The 20,330-nt window shown below is 56.2% G+C and carries 21 protein-coding genes; 14 read left to right on the forward strand and 7 right to left on the reverse strand.

Going from position 1 to position 20,330, the window contains the following annotated elements:
- Positions 1–139: 139 nt before the first annotated feature.
- Genes CDH48_RS01360 through CDH48_RS01375 form a run of 4 tightly spaced genes read right to left on the reverse strand, consistent with a single transcriptional unit; the run spans position 140 to position 5,505 of the window.
- Complete coding sequence (locus CDH48_RS01360; protein ID WP_100686907.1) at positions 140–2,017, reverse strand: protein kinase domain-containing protein; 1,878 nt, start codon at positions 2,015–2,017, stop codon at positions 140–142.
- A gap of 5 nt (positions 2,018–2,022) precedes the next feature.
- The gene (locus CDH48_RS01365) at positions 2,023–3,315 is read right to left on the reverse strand and encodes a 2-oxo acid dehydrogenase subunit E2 (protein WP_100686908.1); all 1,293 of its coding nucleotides are present in this window, start codon (positions 3,313–3,315) and stop codon (positions 2,023–2,025) included.
- A 26-nt stretch (positions 3,316–3,341) separates the two neighbouring features.
- Complete coding sequence (locus CDH48_RS01370; RefSeq protein WP_100686909.1) at positions 3,342–4,319, reverse strand: alpha-ketoacid dehydrogenase subunit beta; 978 nt, start codon at positions 4,317–4,319, stop codon at positions 3,342–3,344.
- 1 nt (position 4,320) lies between these two features.
- The gene (locus CDH48_RS01375; RefSeq protein ID WP_100686910.1) at positions 4,321–5,505 is read right to left on the reverse strand and encodes a thiamine pyrophosphate-dependent dehydrogenase E1 component subunit alpha; all 1,185 of its coding nucleotides are present in this window, start codon (positions 5,503–5,505) and stop codon (positions 4,321–4,323) included.
- 461 nt (positions 5,506–5,966) lie between these two features.
- On the opposite strand from CDH48_RS01375, the gene CDH48_RS01380 reads away from it, so the two are divergent.
- The 6 genes from CDH48_RS01380 to CDH48_RS01405 all read left to right on the forward strand — a co-directional run bounded on the left by CDH48_RS01380 (position 5,967) and on the right by CDH48_RS01405 (position 10,002).
- Positions 5,967–6,350 (forward strand): DUF2750 domain-containing protein, encoded by a 384-nt coding sequence (locus CDH48_RS01380; protein WP_100686911.1) that lies wholly within the window; start codon positions 5,967–5,969, stop codon positions 6,348–6,350.
- 40 nt (positions 6,351–6,390) lie between these two features.
- On the forward strand, positions 6,391–6,831 hold the full coding sequence (trxC, locus tag CDH48_RS01385) for a thioredoxin TrxC (protein WP_100686912.1): 441 nt from the start codon (positions 6,391–6,393) through the stop codon (positions 6,829–6,831).
- A 16-nt stretch (positions 6,832–6,847) separates the two neighbouring features.
- Positions 6,848–7,195, forward strand: a complete 348-nt coding sequence (locus tag CDH48_RS01390) for a thioredoxin family protein (protein WP_188437605.1) — start codon at positions 6,848–6,850, stop codon at positions 7,193–7,195.
- Between the two features lie 172 nt (positions 7,196–7,367).
- Positions 7,368–7,547: a hypothetical protein gene (locus CDH48_RS01395; protein ID WP_100686913.1), complete on the forward strand. Its 180-nt coding sequence runs from the start codon at positions 7,368–7,370 to the stop codon at positions 7,545–7,547.
- Positions 7,548–7,714: 167 nt separating this feature from the next.
- Positions 7,715–9,196 (forward strand): esterase/lipase family protein, encoded by a 1,482-nt coding sequence (locus tag CDH48_RS01400; protein WP_100686914.1) that lies wholly within the window; start codon positions 7,715–7,717, stop codon positions 9,194–9,196.
- 107 nt (positions 9,197–9,303) lie between these two features.
- Positions 9,304–10,002: a crotonase/enoyl-CoA hydratase family protein gene (locus CDH48_RS01405; protein WP_100686915.1), complete on the forward strand. Its 699-nt coding sequence runs from the start codon at positions 9,304–9,306 to the stop codon at positions 10,000–10,002.
- Here CDH48_RS01405 and CDH48_RS01410 read toward each other — a convergent pair.
- On the reverse strand, positions 9,999–10,847 hold the full coding sequence (locus CDH48_RS01410) for a M90 family metallopeptidase (protein ID WP_100686916.1): 849 nt from the start codon (positions 10,845–10,847) through the stop codon (positions 9,999–10,001). The genes CDH48_RS01405 and CDH48_RS01410 overlap by 4 nt on opposite strands.
- Positions 10,848–10,950: 103 nt before the next feature.
- Between CDH48_RS01410 and CDH48_RS01415 the strand changes: the two genes are divergently transcribed.
- The 5 genes from CDH48_RS01415 to CDH48_RS01435 all read left to right on the forward strand — a co-directional run bounded on the left by CDH48_RS01415 (position 10,951) and on the right by CDH48_RS01435 (position 15,063).
- Positions 10,951–11,178, forward strand: a complete 228-nt coding sequence (locus CDH48_RS01415) for a DUF1656 domain-containing protein (RefSeq protein WP_227520873.1) — start codon at positions 10,951–10,953, stop codon at positions 11,176–11,178.
- A gap of 8 nt (positions 11,179–11,186) precedes the next feature.
- The gene (locus tag CDH48_RS01420) at positions 11,187–12,059 is read left to right on the forward strand and encodes an efflux RND transporter periplasmic adaptor subunit (protein ID WP_100686918.1); all 873 of its coding nucleotides are present in this window, start codon (positions 11,187–11,189) and stop codon (positions 12,057–12,059) included.
- 13 nt (positions 12,060–12,072) lie between these two features.
- A complete protein-coding gene (locus CDH48_RS01425; protein WP_100686919.1) occupies positions 12,073–14,130 on the forward strand; it encodes an FUSC family protein in 2,058 nt (685 codons plus the stop codon).
- Positions 14,131–14,219: 89 nt separating this feature from the next.
- Entirely contained in the window at positions 14,220–14,585 is a 366-nt protein-coding gene (locus CDH48_RS01430; RefSeq protein ID WP_100686920.1) for a thiol-disulfide oxidoreductase DCC family protein, read from the forward strand.
- A gap of 37 nt (positions 14,586–14,622) precedes the next feature.
- Positions 14,623–15,063, forward strand: coding sequence for a MaoC family dehydratase (locus tag CDH48_RS01435; protein ID WP_100686921.1), 441 nt, complete (start codon positions 14,623–14,625; stop codon positions 15,061–15,063).
- Between the two features lie 34 nt (positions 15,064–15,097).
- Here the strand turns inward: CDH48_RS01435 and CDH48_RS01440 are convergent, their stop codons facing one another.
- The gene (locus CDH48_RS01440; RefSeq protein WP_100686922.1) at positions 15,098–15,952 is read right to left on the reverse strand and encodes a PA4780 family RIO1-like protein kinase; all 855 of its coding nucleotides are present in this window, start codon (positions 15,950–15,952) and stop codon (positions 15,098–15,100) included.
- A gap of 282 nt (positions 15,953–16,234) precedes the next feature.
- Between CDH48_RS01440 and efpL the strand changes: the two genes are divergently transcribed.
- From efpL to CDH48_RS19680, 3 genes are read left to right on the forward strand one after another with little or no spacing between them, the layout of a single operon-like run.
- On the forward strand, positions 16,235–16,801 hold the full coding sequence (efpL, locus tag CDH48_RS01445; RefSeq protein WP_100686923.1) for an elongation factor P-like protein EfpL: 567 nt from the start codon (positions 16,235–16,237) through the stop codon (positions 16,799–16,801).
- 55 nt (positions 16,802–16,856) lie between these two features.
- Complete coding sequence (locus tag CDH48_RS01450) at positions 16,857–18,035, forward strand: YbfB/YjiJ family MFS transporter (RefSeq protein ID WP_100686924.1); 1,179 nt, start codon at positions 16,857–16,859, stop codon at positions 18,033–18,035.
- Between the two features lie 34 nt (positions 18,036–18,069).
- Positions 18,070–18,207, forward strand: coding sequence for an AraC family ligand binding domain-containing protein (locus tag CDH48_RS19680; protein WP_100687191.1), 138 nt, complete (start codon positions 18,070–18,072; stop codon positions 18,205–18,207).
- Positions 18,208–18,279: 72 nt separating this feature from the next.
- Here the strand turns inward: CDH48_RS19680 and CDH48_RS01460 are convergent, their stop codons facing one another.
- Entirely contained in the window at positions 18,280–20,082 is a 1,803-nt protein-coding gene (locus tag CDH48_RS01460; protein WP_100686925.1) for an NAD(P)/FAD-dependent oxidoreductase, read from the reverse strand.
- Between the last annotated feature and the right edge of the window lie 248 nt (positions 20,083–20,330).

Below are 20,330 nucleotides of genomic sequence, written 5' to 3' on the forward strand. Positions count from 1 at the left end.
CAATCCTTGAAGGTATGTTTATCTGGAGATAAATCTGAGCGAAAAGTTACCAGTGCTGCGCCTGAAAATCCAGTGGCCAGGTTGCGCTTTCTCACACTGCATGTTGCGATTTGCGGCGCGGTTCCCCAGGCCGAACGGGTCACTGGCTTACTTCTGGTATTTCCAGCCGGGGATTTCTGGGGTAATAACGCTCTGGCAATCGCTCGATGTAAGGGAAAAAGCGGGCATCTTTGTAGGGCATTTTCATAAAGCCGGATACGCCCAGCCCGGTAATCTGATCCACCGCGGCGAGAATTTCATCCAGCCGCCGGCGGAATTCGTCTTCTTTTTTCGGGTCCAGCAGGCGGTACTGGCTGTGGATTTTGAGGTGGAGGGGCAGGGCCTCGAAGATGATCATGCCGGTGTGATGGATGGTGTTGAGCGCCTCGAGGGATTTGATGATGGTTTGGGGCAGCACCAGAAACTCTTCCGGGTCCGGGCCGTCCTCAAAGTAGGAGTGTATTCGTGAGCGATCTTCCACTTCCGGGGCCGAACTCACCTGATACGGCAGCCGCATCTCCGGTGGTGCCACGAATGGCTGGTCTGGCTCATCCCGCTCAATATGCAACGTGTCCCGGGCGTTGAACAGGCAGCTTTTGAAGATGCCCTGGCGGTAGATTGCCTGGGCCAGGTTGATCATGTTGTTCACCGCTGTGGTGAAGGCGGTTCGCAGCCCGGGATCGTGCAGGTTCAGGGACGTGTCCACGTAAACACCATCGGGCTCCCAGCGCACCGCCAGCCCGCCTTCCACCGGATAGCGCCCCAGCCGGCTGACCGCCGCCAGGAAGGCTTTTTCGGTATCTCCCATGCCCTGCATGAAGTTTTTATAGTAGCGGTCCAACTGCACGTCGTTAACGTCATTCAGTGTTTCGGCGGCACCTTCCTGGCGCAAAAACGCCTTTCGGGAGCTGTACACCACCGTGTCGATTTCCCGGTCCGAGATGCGTGTCCAGATGGGCACCAGCTGCGTGGGGGGCGGTTCCGGCAAATCGATCATTACCGTGCGCCCCATGCGGGGCATCTCTTTCAGGTAATGGTCGCCAGCACGCATGCGCAGGGCAGGATCCGGGTCCAGCATGCCATCCAGCATGCGGGCAAATTCCATGGGCAAGCCAAGGGAGGTGGCAGGTATGGCCAGATGGCCAAAGCGACAGGACTGCCCTGAAGCCAGCGCATAAAGTGTGGCCGCAGCACCCTGCTCGTCGAACCTTGGAGATGACAGGCCGCCGTGGAGCTGTTCATCGCCGATAAAGTACACATCCCCCAGGCGGGCATTGGTTTGCTGCAGGTTGTCGGACATCAGCTCCATCACGCTGGGGCTGAGGAACTGCTGGTTGGCGTCCAGTTGGGCGAATACCGAGGAGCCCCAGTCGATCAGCGCGATGTTCTCGGTTTCATCATCAAACACCAGGTTGGACGGCTTGATATCCCCGTGCACAATCGGGCGCCTGCCGCTGTCGGTTTCACGCCGCAGGTTGCGCAGTATGTCGGCCAGTTGATCGGCAATGCGGATAATCAGGCGCGGGCTCAGGCGCCCCTCCCGTAGCGAAACTTCTTCCAGGTTGAAGCCCGGAGCCCGTTCCATCACCAGAATCGGCTGGCTGCCCGCACGGTGATAGGCGACCAGGCGCGGCACCCGGGGGTGCTTCACCTGTTCCAGTATATAGGCTTCGTCTTCCAGCCGGTCGTGCAGGTGCTGGGGCAGGGTGATGCGGGTAAACTTGAACACATGCTCAAGATCCCGCGCCCCCTCCAGCGGCAGCCGGCCTGCAAACACGAAGGCAAAGGCACCCTTGCCAATCATCGCTATGTCTTCGTAGCCCATCTGCCGGAGCTGGTTTGTGCACAGCTCTACCCAGTCTTTCAGCTTTCTCGCATCGTCGTGGCTGAGCAGGTAAATCGACTGCTCTTCCGGGATGTAGAATTGCTGAATCTGAGCCTGTTGCAACGTCAGCGATGATGGGCCCGGTGGTGCCATATTGGTCAGCCCATCTGCAGAAGCATGGTTTGCGGTGACTCCAGGTAGCTCTTCCACAGATTGTTGAAGCGTGCAATGGTGCCACCATCAATAATGCGATGGTCGCCCGCCCAGCTGATGGTCATGATGGAACGTTCCACCACCTGCCCGCTGGCATCAAACCGCGGCAGCTTCTGGGTGCGCCCCAGGGCCACAATCGCCACTTCCGGTGCATTGATGATGGGCGAGGCGTAGGTGCCGCCCAGTGCACCAATGTTGGAAATAGTAATGGTGCCGCCTTTGAGGTCCGCCTGGCTTACCCGGCCTTCCCGGGCAGCTTCGGTCAGCCGCGTGACCTCGTTGGCAATTTCCAGCAGCGTAAGCTGCTCCACGTTTTTCACGTTGGGCACAAGCAACCCGATCTTGCTGTCCACCGCCATGCCCACGTTGCAACTTGGCTGGTAGTGGATTTCGGTAACATCCTCGTTGATCTGGCTGTTGAGTACCGGGTATTCACGCACTGCCAGAGCTATGGCTTTCATAATGAACGGCATGAGTGTAAGGCGAGAGCCCCGGGCTTCGGCTTCCGGCTTTAGCTGCTGGCGCAGGGCCAGCAATTCCGTTACATCAATGTCTTCGCTGAAGTTGAAGTGTGGAATGGTGGAGGCCGATGCTACCATGCGTTTGGCCATCACCGCCTGCATGCCTTTGATGGGTTCTATGCGGACTTCCTGGCTTTGGGCGGTGGTGCGCTGCGGTCTGCCTTCCGAAGCGGATGAGCCACCGGATTCAGCCCGCTCAAGATGGGACAGAACATCGGCTTTTAGCACGCGCCCATCCTTGCCCGAGCCTTCGATATCCGCCAGTGCCAGGTCATTTTCCCGAACCAGTCGGCGCACCGCCGGGCTGGCGGGGATTCTTTGCCCAGCCTGTCGTGCTGAAGACGCCGGGGCAGCGGCTTTTGCGGGCTCTGGGCGGTCTTCAGCCCTGGTGCCGGGCTGAGGTTCAGCCGATGTGGCTTCCGCTTCTTCGCTTTTGTTTTCGTCACTGGGTCTGGCGGCCGCTTCACCTGATTCCTCGCCGCTCTCATCCACCAGTTCAAACAGCGGCGCATGCACCTTGGCTATGTCGCCTTCCTTCCAGTAAAGGCGTGTTACCCGGCCTTTATAGGGAGCGGGAATTTCCACCAGGGCCTTGTCGGTCATCACTTCGGCAACCGGCTGATCCTCTTCGATGAGATCCCCTTCACTCACCAGCCATTTGACCAGTTCACATTCCACGATACCTTCGCCGATATCGGGCAGTATAAAATCGCTCATAATTGTTCTCCTGTCCGGATATCCGCTTAGAATTCGACGCTTTCCCGAATGGCCTCATAGACCTTCAGGTGATTGGGAAGGTGCTCTTTTTCCAGCACCAGCGGGAAGGGGGTGTCCATCCCGGTAACCCGTGCGATCGGCGATTCCAGATAGAGGAAGCAACGCTCCTGAATAGTGGCGGCTATCTCACCGGCAAAACCGCCGGTCAGGGGCGCTTCGTGGGTGACCACCAGGCGCCCGGTTTTAAGCACCGATTCCGCCACGGTTTCCACATCCCAGGGCAGGATGGTGCGCAGATCGATCACCTCGCAGGAGAAGCCTTCTTTTTCCGCCATTTCAACGGCTTTATCGATCACTTCCATCTGTGCGCCCCAGCCCAGCACTGTTACATCCGTGCCTTCTTTGAGAATTTCTGCTTCGCTCAGGGGCAACTGGTACTCACCCTCAGGCACCTCGCCAACAGAAGCCCGGTAAAGGCGCTTTGGCTCGAAGAACAGGGTCGGGTTGGGGTCGTTAATGGATGCCAGCAGCAGCCCTTTAGCTTGGTGCGGGTTGCGCGGCACCACAATTTTGAGCCCCGGTGTGTGGGCGAAGTAGGCTTCCGGTGACTGGGAATGGTAAAGGCCACCGGCTATGCCACCGCCATAGGGTGCACGAATGGTCAGATTGCCCACATTGAACAGGTTGCCCGAGCGGTAGCGGAACTTGGCCGATTCGTTAACAATCTGGTCGAAGGCAGGGAATATGTAATCGGCAAACTGGATCTCAGCCACCGGGAAGGAACCCTGGGCTGCCAGGCCGTTAGCGAAACCGATAATGCCTTGCTCCACCAGAGGCGTGTTGAAACAGCGGTCTTTGCCGTACTTCTGTTGCAGGTTGCTGGTGGCCCGGAAAACACCGCCAAACACACCCACATCTTCACCGAAGCACATCACCTTGTCGTTGGCAGCCATCGCGATATCAAGCGCATCGTTGATGGCCTGCAGCATGTTCATCTTCGCCATGTTATGCCCCTCTCTGAACGTGAGCCGCCGACTTTGGGTACTCGTCCGGATACTTGCGGATGTGTGCCTTGAGCTTCTCGAACTGCCGGTTCAGCAGCGGTGGCACTTCGTCATACACATCGGTTACCAGGGTTTCCAGCGGGGGTGGGGGCAGCTTCTGCGCCCGTTTCATGGTTTCGAGCACTTCACGGCGCAGGCGTTCCTGCAGTTCTTTCTCCTGGCTCTCGCTCCACCATTTTTTACGGGTGAGCCAGTTTTGCACGCGCAGAATAGGGTCTTTCTCGCGCCACACGGCTTCTTCGTCCTTGCTGCGATAACCGGAGGGGTCATCGGATGAAGAATGTGCTGCCAGGCGATAGGTCATAGCTTCGATCAGAACCGGGCGGTTCTCTTCTACCGCCAGTTTGCGGGCGGCTTCGGTGGCCTGGTAAACCGCCAGAAGGTCGTTGCCGTCTACGCGGATGGTGTCCATTTTGTAGCCGAACCCCCGCGGCGCTATGCCATCGGCGGCAAACTGCTCGTTGGCGGGGGTGGAAATGGCGTAGCCATTGTTGCGACAGAAGAAAATGGCGGGTACGCGATGCACTGCGGCCATGTTAAGGCCGGCGTGAAAGTCGCCTTCCGACGCTGCGCCTTCGCCGAAATAAACGATGGTGCACTGCTTGGAACCCGCCATTTTCTGGCCGTAGGCATAACCTGTGGCCTGGGGGATCTGCGTGGCCAGCGGCGACGAGATGGTCATGTAGTTGAGCTTGCTGGAGCCGTAGTGAACCGGCATCTGGCGGCCCTTGCCGTAGTCTTTCTCGTTGCCGAAAAGCTGGTTCATAAACTCATCAATAGTGAAGCCACGATAAGCCAGTGAGCCTTGCTCACGGTATTGCGCCATGATCATGTCGGCATCGTCCAGCGCAGCGGTGCTTCCGATTATGGCAGCTTCCTCGCCGGTGCACTGCATATAAAAGCTCAACCGGCCCTGGCGCTGGGCCGCAAGCATGCGCTCATCCAGCACGCGGGTGGTGACCATGGCGTGGTAGATTCGCAGAGCTTTTTCTTTGTCTATATCAGGCGCTTTGCCGCCTTTATAGAGCGTGCCGTCCTGCTTCAGTAGTTTAAACGTCGGAATGCGGTATTCCGCACCGTCTGTAAAACCGGGTGTATAAACCGTTTTGGATTTTGTTGTTGTCATAATCCTCTTCCTGGGGTGATGGCTTGAGGAACAGAATGCCCCTTGTGAGGGCCTCGTTAAGTTATGGAGCCTCGTTCTTTGTGCCGGTGTTTTGCCTGAGTATAGAACGCATTATGCAACCCTGCCGGTATCTCGGTGAGGCTCCGGTTGCCAGTTTCTCCGGTTTGGGTAAAACCGGATCAAACTGCGCAAAGTTGACCTTAACGTAAAGTGCGCGTTTTGGGTAGTACCCTTTCTTCCAGGTAATAGTCACTGTGTGGTGCGGGTGCGAGGTGTGCCGTCTACCCGGTACTCTGGAGATTCATCAGCCCTCGCAGGGCAGCAATATTAACGCCCCAATGGTTTATTCGGCGGAAAGTGCCCATATTATCCTTTACACGGCAGGCATGGCGTTATCGAAAGGCCCAGCGTGGGGGTATTCAGACACCATGAGCCCAATTCATTAAACCGGGATTCAGACTATGAGTGATGAACAGTTAACCAGCGTCCTTGAACTTGATGGCGAAGAGAGATACGACTACTTCCTGAGCGAGGTGTTGGAAGAACGGGAGATCTGGATCCTCGTTAATTCGGAGAGTCGTTTCCTGTCCATCGTGTCGGAAGACGACGGAGTGGCCCATGTGCCGGTCTGGCCAAGTTCGGCATTCGCCGTTGAGTACGCCAGGGGGTCGGATGACCTGACTCCAAAAAGTATCTCGCTGCCGGATTTTTTCAAAAAATGGGTGCCGGGACTGTCGAGGGACGGATTGCAGGTGGGGGTATTTCCGGGTGCTGATAAAACCTTGTGGATAACCGAAGCGAGTGAACTGAAAAAAGACCTGCAAGATGAGTTGTCCAGTTTCTAGTGTCCAAAACAATTGACGTTGAGTGTTGCGAGGTGAATTCATGAGTGACGATCTTAAACATGTGGTTTGTCCACACTGTGACAAGGTAAACCGGGTGCCAGCCGCTCGCCTGGAATCCGGAGGTAATTGCGGGGCCTGCAAGCAGCCCTTATGGCCGGAGAAAGTGTTGGAGCTGTCAGGGCAAAACTTTGCGACCCATACTGGCCGCAGCGACCTGCCTGTGCTGGTGGATTTCTGGGCGAGCTGGTGTGGTCCCTGTAAAATGATGGCACCGCAGTTTGAGCAGGCGGCGCGCGGCTGGCAGGGAAAAGTACGCTTTGCCAAGCTCAATACCGAAGAACACCCGGGGCCGGCAGGGCAATACAGCATCCGCAGCATTCCTACGCTGATTCTGTTCCGCAATGGCCGCGAGCTTGCCCGGCAAAGTGGTGCCATGAATCAGGGCCAGATCAACCAGTGGCTTCAGAGCAATGGTTGCTGAGTAAGGGGCGGGCAGCATGAGAGTTGTTGACAGTGAGGAAGCGCTGGCGGAGCTTGTGGGCAGGAGTGCGGCGGCTCTTGTGTTGTATGGCGGGGAAAGCTGTGGTGTATGCCAGGCGGTGAAGCCACAACTGGAGCGCATGGTTCGGGATGAGTACCCGGCGCTGGTAATGGCGTATGTTGATTGCCAGGCATCTGCGCCTTTATGTGCCAGGCGTGGTATTTTTACTCTGCCGGTGATTCACCTGTGGTTTCAGGGGCAGCGCTTTGCGGAGTTTGCCAGAGTGTTTTCGATTGGCGACGTGCGTGCTGCACTTGAGCGGCCCTATGCTCTGGCGATGCAGCAGGATGTCACTGAACAGTAATTGATCTGGTCAGTTAACGGTCATATTTGCCGAACGCCCGTTTTAGCTGGCCTGAGCAGGCTTGTCCCGCGCCTTTTCACAAAGTTATCCACAGATTTACGGGATAAGTCTCAGCCAGGAAATCCGTGCACAGCGCGAGGGGCTCCACCCCCGGCATTCAAGGAGAACTTCGATGGAAACACTGCTGATTATTCTCGCCGTTCTGTTTCTGGCACTGATTATTATTCTGCCTCTGGTGGAGAAATACGCCCCGAAAGATGACAGTACCAGTTATGGTAACCTCACGCGGTTTATTTTCCCGCTGGTGGCTTTGCTGATTGTTGCGCAAATGATCCGGTATTACTTCTTCTGACTGCAACGTGCGGGTAATGTGCGCCCCGCTTGTCAGCATTCTTTACGTTTTCTCTGAGCCTGCGTGAGCCGGCGCAGCGCAAGTGCCGGCGATTTCCCTATAAAGAGATTTCCGGAACGGATATCGCATGCAAACAGGCAGGATCAGCCTGAAAGGATGCAATTGTCATGAGCCAGTTCCACCCCATCATTTACGTTCGTGGCTACGCCATGACGGCAAGCGAAATAGCCGATACCGTATCCATGCCCTACATGGGTTTTAATCTGGGCGCAACAAAGGTGCGCCAATCCTGGGATGGAACCACCTACAAGCAGATCTTCGAATCACCGATGGTGCGTCTTTTGAAGGATTATGGTTACAAAGATGCCTTTTCTGATGGTGCCGAGGTCGATCGGGAAATTACCCGTAAAACGGTTATTATTTATCGTTATTACGATCAGGCGGACAAGGACTTCGGTGAAGGGAAACCGTTGTCCATTCCTGCCGCTGCGCTGCAGCTCCGTGATCTGATTGCAAATGTCCGGCGCCAGCTGTGTGGAGAGGATCCGGAACTGCTGGAGGATTTTCGGGTACACCTTGTGGCGCACTCCATGGGTGGCCTGGTGTGCCGGTGTATGCTGCAGAATGATGGAATCAGTAACCCGTCGGTGCGAAAAATGGTGGATAAGGTGTTCACCTATGCCACTCCACACAACGGTATAGAAATGGCAGGTATTAACGTGCCTTCGTTTCTCGGGCTTTGGGATATTAACAACTTTAACCGGAAAACCATGGCGGATTATCTGAGCCTGGAGGGCAAGCCGGAACGCGTGGATACCCTGGATGGAAAGTTCGATCCGAACCGGTTTTTCTGCCTGGTGGGCACCAATCAGCAAGACTACGGTGCTGCCAGGGGCGTATCCCGGTGGCTTGCCGGTAAAATGAGCGACGGGTTGGTGGCCATCGAAAACGCCAGTGTTCAGGGGGCGCCGAGGGCGTTTGTATACCGCAGTCACAGCGGCCCCTATGGCATTGTTAATTCAGAGGATGGCTTTCAGAATCTTGTGCGGTTTCTGTTTGGCGATGTGCGGGTAGACGGTGTGATGGATGTGGAATCCCTGCCGCTGCCGCCATCCGTAGAAAAAGCCAGACAAGAAGGGCGCCGGGTTCGCGCCTCCTATTATTTCGAGGCCACTGTTTCGCCCCGGGGAGCGCGCAGCTTCCGGCTCACGGAAAGGCGCAAGGAAACCTTCAGTGCGGTTTTGCGCAAATTCGATGAAATGATGAACCCGAAGCAGGCGGGTCTGGATTCAGCCCGCTCTCCGGTGCTGTTTTCCACCTTTCTGGATAGTTCGAAGATCACGGTCGAACGGGGGCGGACAATGGTAATGACCGTTGAGCTTGCGGTATCGGCAACGGATTACTTCGTTGACGGTGCCCTCTGGGCAGAGCACCGGGTAGAGGGCGAGTATCTATACCGGGACACGCTGACCCTGAAAATGACCCCTGCCGGAGACAGCTGGAATTTGCGCTATGTAACCACGGACGAACAGTGGAGCGAGCGCGGCGGCAGTAAAGCCGAGCCGAATGGTGATAACTACCTGATCCCGCTGTCATCAAAGAAAGGTTTCAAGGCCCAGTTGCGATTGATACTCCGGCGCACAGGCTGAGAAACCGTGAATGAAACCGGCTCCTGCTGAAGAATCGTTTGTGGCCGCCGGTATAAGCTGGCAAAGTTCCGCAAAATCAGACTTATATCCACCAAGAGGAAACGCCGGTGACCGACCTGGTAAATTACACGCTCAACGATGGCGTCGCGACAATTGTTATTAATAACGGCAAAGCCAATGCCCTGAGTCACGATGTATTTGAACAGCTGAATAAAGCTCTGGATCAGGCAGAGCAGGATAAAGCCGTGGTTATCCTGACCGGGCAGCCAGGTATTTTCTCAGGCGGTTACGATCTGAAGGAAATGCAGAAGGGCATGAAGGAAGCGGCTGCGCTGGTTACTGTGGGCTCAAAGCTTACCCGTCGGCTGGCTGCTTTTTCGTTACCGGTAATCGGTGCCTGCAGCGGCCACGCTATTGCCAAAGGGGCGTTTATCATGCTGTCGGTGGACTACCGGGTTGGTGTTGAAGGGAGCTTCAAGCTGGGCCTGAACGAAGTAGCCATTGGCATGACCATGCACCACGCAGGCATCGAAATAGCGAGGCATCGCCTGGCACCTGCTCACTTCTATCGCTCGGTTATCAATGCCGAGATCTACAACCCGGAAGGCGCTGTGGCTGCCGGTTATCTGGATGAAATTGTTGCCCCGGAGCAGCTTTTGAATCGGGCGAATGAAATTGCCCAGGGCTTCCGGAAACTGAACATGAGAGCGCATGCCCAGACCAAGGTGAAAGCCAAAGCGGGTTACCTTGAGCTGCTGGATCGTAGTATCGAGAAGGATGCGGAAAACCTGGGCCTGATGGCTTAGGGAGCCTGCCTGGCAGGCCGGCTCTGCGCCAGCTCGCCAGGGTCTAGCCGGTAAAAATCACGAAGCAGATCATACACCGCCGGCTGTTGTTCTTTCAGGTGTTCCGGCTGTTGATAGAAGGTTTCCGTAAGCACGGCAAAGAACTCTGCGGGTTTTGTGGCGCCATACGGGTCGAGCCAGCTTGAGCGGTGTTGCCTCAGTGAGTGCCGGAGGCTGTCGTAGGCCATGGTCATGGTCTGCTGCCATTCTTCGGCATGGTCCCCGCTCAGTGGCGGGGCACCATCTGCGGCTCCGTCCAGGTAATCAAGCTGATGGGCGAACTCGTGCAGGATGACATTGTGTGTGCTTTCGGGGCGCATGGCACCGCTTTCACACTCCGCCCAGGCCAGCACCACCTGCCCCATGGACGAGGCTTCGCCCGCGCGAACCTGATTGCTCACGCTTACCACCATACCGTCGCGATCCGGGGCTCGCACCTGATAAATATCCGGGTAAACGAGAATACTGCGAACTTCATCGTAATCCGCAAACGAGCGATTGACCGTAAGCAGGCAAGCGTGACCGGCAATGGCCACCCTGACCCGGTCAGTCACCTCAAATCCACCACACCCGTAAAACGCTTTTTCAGCAAGAAACAGCTGTACCTGATCTTCCAGAGTTTCCTGAAGCTGCCCCGGTAGCCGAGCGTAAAGCGGTACTGTTGACTGAAGGTACTGCTGCCAGATTTTCGGGAAAGGTTGTTTCAGCTCCCGTTCGCGCCGCCAGTTGCGATAGAAAAACAGATAGAAGGTTGCCAGTGCGATTAAGGCCACGGCGAAAATGGCAAAGACGGTTGCGGACGACATGCATTCAAAACTCACATGATAAATACAACTATTACTCTATCATATACTGGTTGGCGAATAGCCCGGGCGGCGCCTATGATCAGACACTCGGCGGCGAATTGCGGTGGCAACGCTTGATAGTAAGGATGATATGCTTCACGAAATGAGTATTGGTGGGATGCTGTTCAGCCCCTTTGTAGTGCTGGTGCCTCTGGCGTTTATTCTCTCGGCCGCCACCCGGCTGGCTACGCATTATCTGGGCCTGCGCCGCTTTATATGGAGGGAAGCCTGGTTCGACGTTGCGGTGTTCGTCTGTTACCTGGCCGCTATTGTTTATCTGTTCGGGGATTGAAGGACTTCATGGGAAAGCTGGCGCGTATTGGAGTGACATTGCTGGTGGTGGTTGCGGCGGTTTTTGCCGGCACCTGGGTTTGGGATCACTACCTTTATTCACCCTGGACGCGGGACGGTCGTATCCGGGCGGATGTCATCACCATTGCGCCTGATGTGTCCGGGTATGTGGCTGAACTGAGTGTTCAGAACAACAAGATCGTCGACAAGGGCGCGCCGCTGTTCAGCATTGATAAAACCCGTTACCGGGCCAAGCTGGCAGAGAGCGAAGCCCGGCTGGCTCAGGAGCGAACAGCCTGGGAACTGGCCAGGCACCAGTATGAACGCCGCAAGCGCATGTCTGACCGGCAGACCATCAGCGAAGAGGATCTGGAGGCTTATCGCATTCGTGCAGAACTGGCAAAAGCCAGTTATCAACTGGCCCTGGCTGAACTGAATACCGCCCGTATCGATCTGGAACGTGCCAGCGTGCTGGCACCCGAGAGTGGTATTGTGAATAACCTTACCTTGCGTGAAGGTAACTACGTAACCCGTGGTACACCTGTGTTATCACTGATTAAACGCGACTCTTTTTATGTGATCGGTTACTTCGAGGAAACCAAACTTCAGATGGTGCGGGAGGGGCAAAAAGCCCGTATCACGCTGCTCTCCGGTGGTGAAAAACTGACTGGTGAGGTGGTCAGTATTGCCCGTGGTATAGCCGATTCGAACACCACCAGTGACAGCCAGATGCTGCCCCAGGTGCAGGCGGCGTTTAACTGGGTGCGCCTGGCCCAACGAATCCCCGTTGAGATTGCCCTTGATCCGCTCCCGGAAAACATCAACATCAGCGCCGGCATGACGGTTTCCATTTATCTGGAAACAGACCGCGATAAAGAGTGACGGAGCCCCCGCAATGACGCTCCACCCGCTGCTGGCCCAGCTGGTCATGCCTGACAAGCGCTCTGTGATATACGCGCTTAAAGGCGTGATATCCATGGCTCTGGCCTTGCTGGTTTCCATGTACCTGCAGCTGGATCGTCCATACTGGGCTCTGGTGTCTGCGGTTTTCCTGCAAATCCGGCCGGAAAGCGGGCTGGTTATTGAAAAAGCGCTGTGTCAGATTTTCGGTTCGGTGCTGGGTGGAGGCGTTGGAATTCTGATTCTGGCACTGTTTATGCCTTTCCCTCTGGTGGCGCTTGCGGGTCTCACGCTCTGGATCGGCCTGAACTCCGCAGCCTCTTCCATGGTGCACAACACCAACTTTATGTACGCCTTCGCCATGTCCGGGATGACCGCTGTCCTGGTGGTCATTCTGGTTATGTCGGATGCCAGTCTGGCGAATGACCGCGCGGTTTTTGATATCGCGCAGTCCCGCATCAGTGAAATTGCGGTGGGAGCAATCTGCGCAATGCTGGTCAGCCGGCTGTTGTGGCCGGTAACGGTCACCGACAGCATGCGTAGCCATTCCCGGGACGTGATCAACAGGACCCTGGAATACCTCTCTCTGGAGCTGGATCCCGACAGCACCCATGAGCAGCGCCACCGGCATGCAGACAAGATTCTGGAAATTCTGGTTGTGCTGAATGATGACTCCAGTGCGGTTGCCTATGAAGGGCCTGAAGGGCCGGGCCGGAGCAGGGCGGCAAGCCTGCTTTGCAACAAGGTGATGTCGCTGCTGGCGGTTACACAGATCATGGGGCGCTTCCCGCGCAATCACCCGGAACTGGTTTCGCCGGCCTTTGCTGAGCTGCTGGCGGATATGCGAGCACTGTTTATTAAAATTGCCGAGGCGGAAAGCTACGAGGAATCTTACCGCCAGGCGCAGGCATTGAGGCGGGCGCTTCTGGAACACCGGGCTGCGTATGTGAAGGAGTCGGCCATTGTTATCCGGCTGACCCAGACAGCGGTTGAACTGGTCGCGGATCTGGTCATGGTGCTGCGGGCCTACAACGCACTTGAAAACCGCGACCAGACGCTGTTGAAGGCTTCGAAGCTGAGAACCCATCGCGATCCACTGATCGGTGCCGTTAACGGTTTCCGCACAATGGTGGTGTTCATGATCGGGGCTGCCATCTGGTTAAGCACCGCCAGCCCTGCAGCCATGATGATGATGATCATGCCACTGGTGTTTTCCGTAATGTTTGCCCGCTTTCCCTTGACCGTCCTGAAGCCCATGTTGCGGCGTCTGTTGCTTGGGGTTGTGGTGGCCATCCCGGCGGCGTTGTTCTTCGGGCTGGGGTTGCTATCAAGAAGCAGTGGCGATTTTGAAATGCTGGTTCTGGTGCTGGCCGGGCCCTACTTTATTGCCTTGCTGGCGCTCGCAAACCAGCCCACGCTGCCCTACGGGCTGGGCTTTTGTATTCCGTTTACGCTTATCGTGCAGCCCGGCAATAACATGACGTTCGGCGCCGATATGGCGGCCAGTAATGCGCTGGGGTTATTTGTGGGCATCAGCACTCTTTACTGGGTGTTCCGGCTGATTACGCCGCCTGACAGCCAACTGATGCAGCGGCGATTGTTCAAGGCCACGGCCCGTGATCTTGTCCGGATCGATTACCAGCGACGGCCCGAGAACTGGTTTAACGGTCGTATGGGGGAGCGGCTGCTGAGGCTTGCCAATTACGACCAGGCATCGGGTAGCCCCAACCGGAATATGACGGACCTGGGCTTTACCGGCCTCAATATCGGCCATATGTCGATACGTTTGCGCAGGCGCCTGAAAAACCACCGCAACGCCCTGGTGGATGAGAAACTTGCGCAGTGGCAGCAGGTGCTTGCCGATACCTATCTCGACAGTGCGCGCGGGCACATGAACCCCCGCTTCCGGGAAGTCAGTGCAGAGCTCCTGAAGGCCATTCACAAAGCCGGGGAGCCGGATGCACAAACGAAAACCATTGAGGGTATGCTCGAGCGCATGGCGCTGACGTTTGAGCGAACAGCGGGGGCTCTGGCCAGGCAGGAACAGGCCTGAAAAAGCTGGCGTGTTTCAGCCTGCCTCTTGGCGCAACGGGGCTTAATGTTACAGTAGTCACTCAGCTTTCTTTTGATCGGAGGGCTTTTATGAGTGCGGCTACTGGTAAACTGATCGTTTTTTACGATGGGTCCTGCCCGGTGTGTATAAGAGACCGGCGCTGGTATGAAAAGCTGGCGGGCAAAACCGGTGATTCCGTTGAATGGCTGGATATCACCGGCAGGGATGAAGAACTGCGCCGGCAGGGCGTGGATCCGGACAAAGCGCTCCGGGAATTGCATGTGAAAGATGACCAGGGCGAAATTCATCGTGAGATGGACGCCTACATACTGTTAATGTCGCGGGTTCCGGTGCTCAAGCCACTGGCATGGCTGATTTCCCTGCCGGTGATCCGACCGGCTCTGGCGAAGCTTTACCATTCCTGGGTTGAGCGTCGCCTCGCTGATCGGGCCTGAGCGGGTATTCGCCTGACGTAATCTTGGAGAGCCCTGAGTGACGCATATTCGGGAGCAGGCCATTCGGGGCCTGAAAGCGGGTGACGTGTTTACGATTACCCGAACGTTTACCGAGAGTGACACAGTCACGTTCGGAGAAATCAGCCGGGACATGAACCCGATTCATTACGATGAGCGCTTTGCTGCCAGTAAGGATTTCCGTGGCAAAATCTGCCACGGCCTGCTGGTCGGCGGCATGATTACCGAAATCGGCGGCCAGATTGGCTGGCTGGCATCCGGCATGAACTTCCGGTTTCGGAGGCCAGTCTACTTCGGCGATACCATTACCTGCGTGTTCACCGTTACTGAAGCCGATGAATGCAACCGTGCCAAAGCCGAAGCCGTGCTTTCCAATCAACACGGCGAGACTGTTATCGAAGCCTGGCTGACTGGCTTGTTGCCGGGGCAGACGGAGCGGGCCATCCTCGCGCAACTCTGATTTTTGCTACCCGAGTTAAGCGCAGGACGGGCAGTCAGTCATCCATTTCGTCCTGCATGCGTTCCTGGCGTTCGCGTTCTTCTTCTTTGGCCGCTTCAATCACTGACATAAGCTCACCCACATCCGCGCTATGGGTGTCGTGTTCAAAACACCCTGTCAGCTTGCTGTCCGGGTGCAGGTCGCCGCTTTCATACAGTGCCCAGACTTCCTTACCGTAATCGGTAACCAGCAGGTCGGGAGCGTATTTACCGAAATAACGGCGCATATTGTCCACATCCCGCTCAAGCATGCGCTCGGCATTGTTGTTGCCGGCGGCATTCACCGCCTGGGGCAGATCGATGATCACGGGGCCATTGCTATCCACCAATACGTTGAACTCCGACAGATCGCCATGGATCAGGCCGGCACTGAGCATTCGGACTATTTCACGGATAACCCGACCGTGATAATCCCGCGCCTGCTCCGGCGTCAGGCTGATGTCGTCCAGCCTTGGAGCCGCTTTGCCATCTGCATCGGCAATCAGTTCCATCAGCAGTACGCCATCCACAAACCCCATGGGCTCGGGCACACGTACCCCCGCTTCGGCCAGCCGGTAAAGGGCATCCACCTCGGCATTGAGCCAGGCATCTTCCTGCTCTTTCTGGCCATAGCGTGTCTTCTTGCTCATGGCCCGGGCCCGGCGGCTGTTGCGTACCTTCCGGCCTTCCTGGTATTCAACGGCCTGTTTGAAGCTTCGTTTTTTCGCTTCCTTGAACACTTTGGCGCAACGCACATGGGCACCACACCGCACCACGAAAACCTGTGCTTCTTTGCCGCTCATAAGCTGGTAAAGCACTTCGTCCACCAGGCCGTCGTCGACCAGGGGTTGCAATCTCTTGGGTACTTTCATATAGCCTTTCAGTTTAGCGGTAAGCGTGCCGACCATGCGTGTTGCGCAACGCTGAATTCAAACAGGGGTAAGGATGATGGTCACGAAGGGGCATAGCTTACATGAAATCGGCCTTTGTTATGTGAATCCGGTTGGTGCGCCGGGAAGCTTTTTTCCGAATGGCTTATAGTGTCTTCTTATCCTGTATCGACAGGGCAGATTTACGGGTAAAGTTGGCAGGTTTGAATAGCCGGCATACGCCCGGTGTGGATGCAATTTGTGACTGTTTTGGAGCTTTTCTAAATGCCTAGAGCCAGTGAAATCAAAAAAAATTCGGCGGTTGAATATCAGGGTAATGTGTATTTTGTAAAGGACATCGAACGCTCGGTGCCCCAGGGCCGTGCCGGTGGCAGCCTGTACCGCATGCGTATGTACGATGTGGTCACGGGTAACAAGATCGACGAGACGTTCAAGGATTCGGATATGCTGAACCTGGCTGATCTCGTGCGCAGGCCCGTTACCTTCTCCTATTCCGATGGGGATGAATACGTCTTCATGGACAGCGAAGACTTCACCCAGTACAGCCTGAACCGGGAAGCCATCGCCGACGAGCTGCTTTTCATTACCGAAGAGACCCAGGGTGTTATGGTGATTCTGGTCAGCGAGGCGCCTGTCGCTCTGGCCCTGCCGCCAACGGTGGAACTTGAGATCGAAGAAACCGACCCTTCCGTCAAGGGGGGTTCCGCGACCGCGCGTACCAAGCCGGCAAGAATGGCAACCGGGCTGGTGGTTCAGGTTCCCGAGCATATTTCCACCGGCGACCGCATCAAAATCAACGTGGAGGAGCGCAAGTTCCTTAGTCGCGCGTGATCTGTCGCGCCTGATCTGAAGCTGTTCTGAAGTTGTCCGGAAACAGGAAAGCCCTGTGAAAACAATAGAAACAATAAAGGTGCTGGCGGCCAGCGTGATTGCGGTGGTGGTGATGGTCGGGATAGCCCGGTTTTCATACACTCCGATGATTCCCGAGATGGTGGATGCACTCGGGCTAAGCCAGTCTGTCGTCGGCTTGCTGGCCACTGTGAACTACGCCGGCTATCTCACCGGGGCGCTCCTGATTACCCGGATCAGTGATCTTGATCTCAAGGTAAAGCTGTACCAACTCGGCCTCGTTGTCGCAGTAATCACTACAGTCCTCATGGGGTATACCACTGACGTATGGCTGTGGTTTTTGCTGCGCTTCGTGTCCGGGCTGAGCACCTCGGCAGGCATGTTGCTGGGTGCCGGCCTGCTCATGAGTTGGCTGATAAAAAACAATGAGAAATCCGAGCTTGGCGTGTTCTTTTCGGGCATCGGGCTTGGCATTGTTCTGACTGCCGTGCTGGCAGAACTGATCAAAGAGCCCTTCACCTGGGACCAGCAGTGGGTGATCTACGGGCTGGTCGGGCTTGCACTCGCTGTTCCCGTCTGGCGCTGGACGCCAGACTATCGCGCCTGTGCCTTGCCGGCAACCGGAGACGCGAGCGCTGGTGACGACCGAAGCCGGTTTATCGTGATTCTGCAATTGGCCTACTTCTGTGCCGGTGTCGGATATGTGGTGACCGCCACATTCCTGGTGGCCATTGCTGAATCCATGCCGGAACTCACGGGCCAGGGCTGGCTTATCTGGCTGATTGCGGGGCTGGCGGCGACACCTGCCTGCTGGCTGTGGGATGTATTCTCCCGCCGCTGGGGGCAGTGGACAGCGCTTTATCTTGCCTACCTGCTCAATTCCGTAAGTATTCTGATGCTGATTCTCAATACCAGCATGGCCAGCGTGATGCTCAGTGCCGTTATTTACGGAGCCAGTTTTATCGGTATTGTCAGCATGATGCTGGCGATGGTCGGGCGTGTGTTCCCGGAAAATCCGTCCCGGCCCATGAGCCGGCTTACCTTCAGCTATGGCATCGCTCAGATGCTGGCGCCCGCTGTTGTGGGTTATCTGGCGGATGTGGAGGGCAATTACACCAATGGTTTATGGCTTACCCTGCTGGTGATGGCTCTGGGTGTGGTGATGGTTTATCTGGCGCGCCAGGCCAAAGACAGAGAAATGGAGCCCGCCCGATGAGCAATCCCACGTCCACGAGGGGTCGCTGGTGTTCATGAACCCTGAATGGGTTCACGCCTGTAACCCGGTGCGTAACCAGCCCTGGGCCTATTTGATGCTGTACGTGGATGCGGCCTGGCTTCCGGGCCCTCTGGCCGCCGGCTTTTTTGTACGGGAGCGCAACGGCTCCTGAAAGGTTAATCCGGCTGGCATCAGTTGCTGGAGGTTATAGAAAAGGCTGGCCTCGGCCAGCCTTTTCTGAGGTTCAGGAAAGGTGATGAACGGCTTCCATGCCATACACAGGGGTTTCCAGACCTTCTTTCCGGGCTTTTAGCTGCAGCGCCAGATACAACGAATAGTGGCGTGACTGGTGCAGATTGCCACCATGGAACCAGAGCGCTTCCTGCTGGGTTGGTTTCCACATGTTGCGCAGCTCGCCCTCCCAAGGGCCCGGGTCTTTGGTGGTATCCGAGCCCATGCCCCAGCATTTGCCAACTTTGTCTGCGACTTCCTGGGAGATGATCCTTGCCGCCCAGCCATTCATGGAGCCAAAACCGGTGGCATAGACGATCAGGTCCGCCGGCAGTTCCGTGCCATCAGTCAGTGTTACAGAGCGCGGGTTGATGCGTTCAATACTGACACCACTCTTGAGCTTGATTTCCCCTTGTGCGACCAGTTCGGAGGCACCAACATCAATGTAGTAGCCAGAGCCGCGGCGCAGGTATTTCATGAACAAGCCTGAGCCATCATCACCAAAATCCAGCATGAAGCCAGCCTGTTTCAACCGGTGATAGAAGTCGGCGTCCTGTTCTGCGACCTGCTTGTAAACCGGGATATGCATATCAGGCATAATTCTGAATGGTACAGATGCGAAGGTGAGGTCGGCCTTCTCGGTAGTTGTGCCGTTTTGCACCGCCTCCTCGGAATAGAGTGGGCCGAGTACCAAGTCCATCAGAGTGTCGGATTTGATGATATGCGTCGATGAGCGCTGAATCATGGTGACATCGGCGTCGTTCTCCCAGAGTGCTGCGCAGATGTCGTGAGCAGAGTTGTTGGCACCAAGAACGACACATTTTTTGCCCTTGTAGGCACTGCCACCGGGGTGTTTGCTGGAGTGGTGCTGTTCCCCTTCAAATGTATCCGCACCCGGAATGTCAGGAATATTGGGGATGCCAGACATACCGGTGGCCAGAACCAGTTGTTGCAGGCGCAGTGTGACTTTCTTGCCTTCCCGGATGACATCAACGACCCATTCCTTGCTGTTCTCATCGTAGCGGGCACTGGTGCATTCCGTTGAACTCCAGTAATTGAGCTCCATGATTTTAGTGTACATTTCCAGCCAGTCACCGATTTTGTCCTTCGGGGCGAATACTGGCCAGTGGTCCGGGAAGGGCAGGTAAGGCATGTGGTCGTACCAGACCGGGTCATGCAGGCACAGGGATTTGTACCGGTTGCGCCAGGAATCACCGGCTTTTGGATTGCGTTCGATCACGATCGTGGGCACATCCAGCTGCCGAAGCCGCGCTGCCAGGCCAATTCCGCCTTGCCCGCCTCCAATTATCACGCAGTAGGGCTGGCGGCTGTACCCAAGCTCCCGTTCTTCCTCTTGCCTTGCTTCAAGCCAGGTCCGGCGGGACTTGGTGGCGCCATGCTGCGCACCCTTGGGTCTCAGGAAGTTGCGCTTTTCCGGAAATTCTTTCAGCTCCTGCATGGTGGTTAGAAGTGTCCAGGCAGAGCCATTACGCAGCCGGATATGGCCTTTACCCAGCGCATCCCTGGTTTCGAAGGTAATCCAGGCTTCGGTAACACCATCCTGTTCGGAGGCTTCGTCCGCTACCTTCCAGTTACTGGGGCGAGCCTGCCCTGCGGTATGTTCCAGCATGTCGCGGATGCTATCCCGGCCTTCCATCGTCTTGATATTCCACGTCATGGCAACGAGGTCGCGCCAGAAACCATTTTCCTCAAACAGCTCAGCCGCCTGGCCGGGGTCGTTGGTTTGCAGGGTTTCGTTGAATCCATCGAGCCATTGCTGGATTCGTTGGGTGGGAGAGATTTGTGCGTCGGTCATTGCAGTTCTCCAGGTTTGCATTGTTTTTGTTGGCAGAGTGCCGGTGGTGCCTTGTGCAGGAGTGAATCCTTCAGACAGGCAGGAGCAGACGTCGTGCCAGTTCGGATTTTTAGCAGTGACGGTTTTCATAAGCGGCTGATATGAAGTGCAATATTGTGTGGTCCGATTGGCGGCAGGTGGTAGGCAAGGGGCTTCCGAGCGTACGAATGAGCGTTACACCTGTAATGTTCCTGGCAAAAAAGGCGTGA

Source organism: Marinobacter aromaticivorans (assembly GCF_002806975.1).
GTDB lineage: Bacteria > Pseudomonadota > Gammaproteobacteria > Pseudomonadales > Oleiphilaceae > Marinobacter > Marinobacter aromaticivorans.

Bases quoted from the DNA above. Each gene is read 5' to 3' on its own strand.
- CDH48_RS01375 (WP_100686910.1), bottom strand. From the start codon at position 5,505: ATGACAACAACAAAATCCAAAACGGTTTATACACCCGGTTTTACAGAC.
- CDH48_RS01400 (WP_100686914.1), top strand. From the start codon at position 7,715: ATGAGCCAGTTCCACCCCATCATTTACGTTCGTGGCTACGCCATGACG.
- CDH48_RS01410 (WP_100686916.1), bottom strand. From the start codon at position 10,847: ATGTCGTCCGCAACCGTCTTTGCCATTTTCGCCGTGGCCTTAATCGCA.
- CDH48_RS19680 (WP_100687191.1), top strand. From the start codon at position 18,070: ATGAACCCTGAATGGGTTCACGCCTGTAACCCGGTGCGTAACCAGCCC.
- CDH48_RS01365 (WP_100686908.1), bottom strand. From the start codon at position 3,315: ATGAGCGATTTTATACTGCCCGATATCGGCGAAGGTATCGTGGAATGT.
- CDH48_RS01360 (WP_100686907.1), bottom strand. From the start codon at position 2,017: ATGGCACCACCGGGCCCATCATCGCTGACGTTGCAACAGGCTCAGATT.
- CDH48_RS01420 (WP_100686918.1), top strand. From the start codon at position 11,187: ATGGGAAAGCTGGCGCGTATTGGAGTGACATTGCTGGTGGTGGTTGCG.
- CDH48_RS01380 (WP_100686911.1), top strand. From the start codon at position 5,967: ATGAGTGATGAACAGTTAACCAGCGTCCTTGAACTTGATGGCGAAGAG.
- CDH48_RS01425 (WP_100686919.1), top strand. From the start codon at position 12,073: ATGACGCTCCACCCGCTGCTGGCCCAGCTGGTCATGCCTGACAAGCGC.
- trxC (WP_100686912.1), top strand. From the start codon at position 6,391: ATGAGTGACGATCTTAAACATGTGGTTTGTCCACACTGTGACAAGGTA.
- CDH48_RS01430 (WP_100686920.1), top strand. From the start codon at position 14,220: ATGAGTGCGGCTACTGGTAAACTGATCGTTTTTTACGATGGGTCCTGC.
- CDH48_RS01440 (WP_100686922.1), bottom strand. From the start codon at position 15,952: ATGAAAGTACCCAAGAGATTGCAACCCCTGGTCGACGACGGCCTGGTG.
- CDH48_RS01395 (WP_100686913.1), top strand. From the start codon at position 7,368: ATGGAAACACTGCTGATTATTCTCGCCGTTCTGTTTCTGGCACTGATT.
- CDH48_RS01390 (WP_188437605.1), top strand. From the start codon at position 6,848: ATGAGAGTTGTTGACAGTGAGGAAGCGCTGGCGGAGCTTGTGGGCAGG.
- CDH48_RS01370 (WP_100686909.1), bottom strand. From the start codon at position 4,319: ATGGCGAAGATGAACATGCTGCAGGCCATCAACGATGCGCTTGATATC.
- CDH48_RS01460 (WP_100686925.1), bottom strand. From the start codon at position 20,082: ATGACCGACGCACAAATCTCTCCCACCCAACGAATCCAGCAATGGCTC.
- efpL (WP_100686923.1), top strand. From the start codon at position 16,235: ATGCCTAGAGCCAGTGAAATCAAAAAAAATTCGGCGGTTGAATATCAG.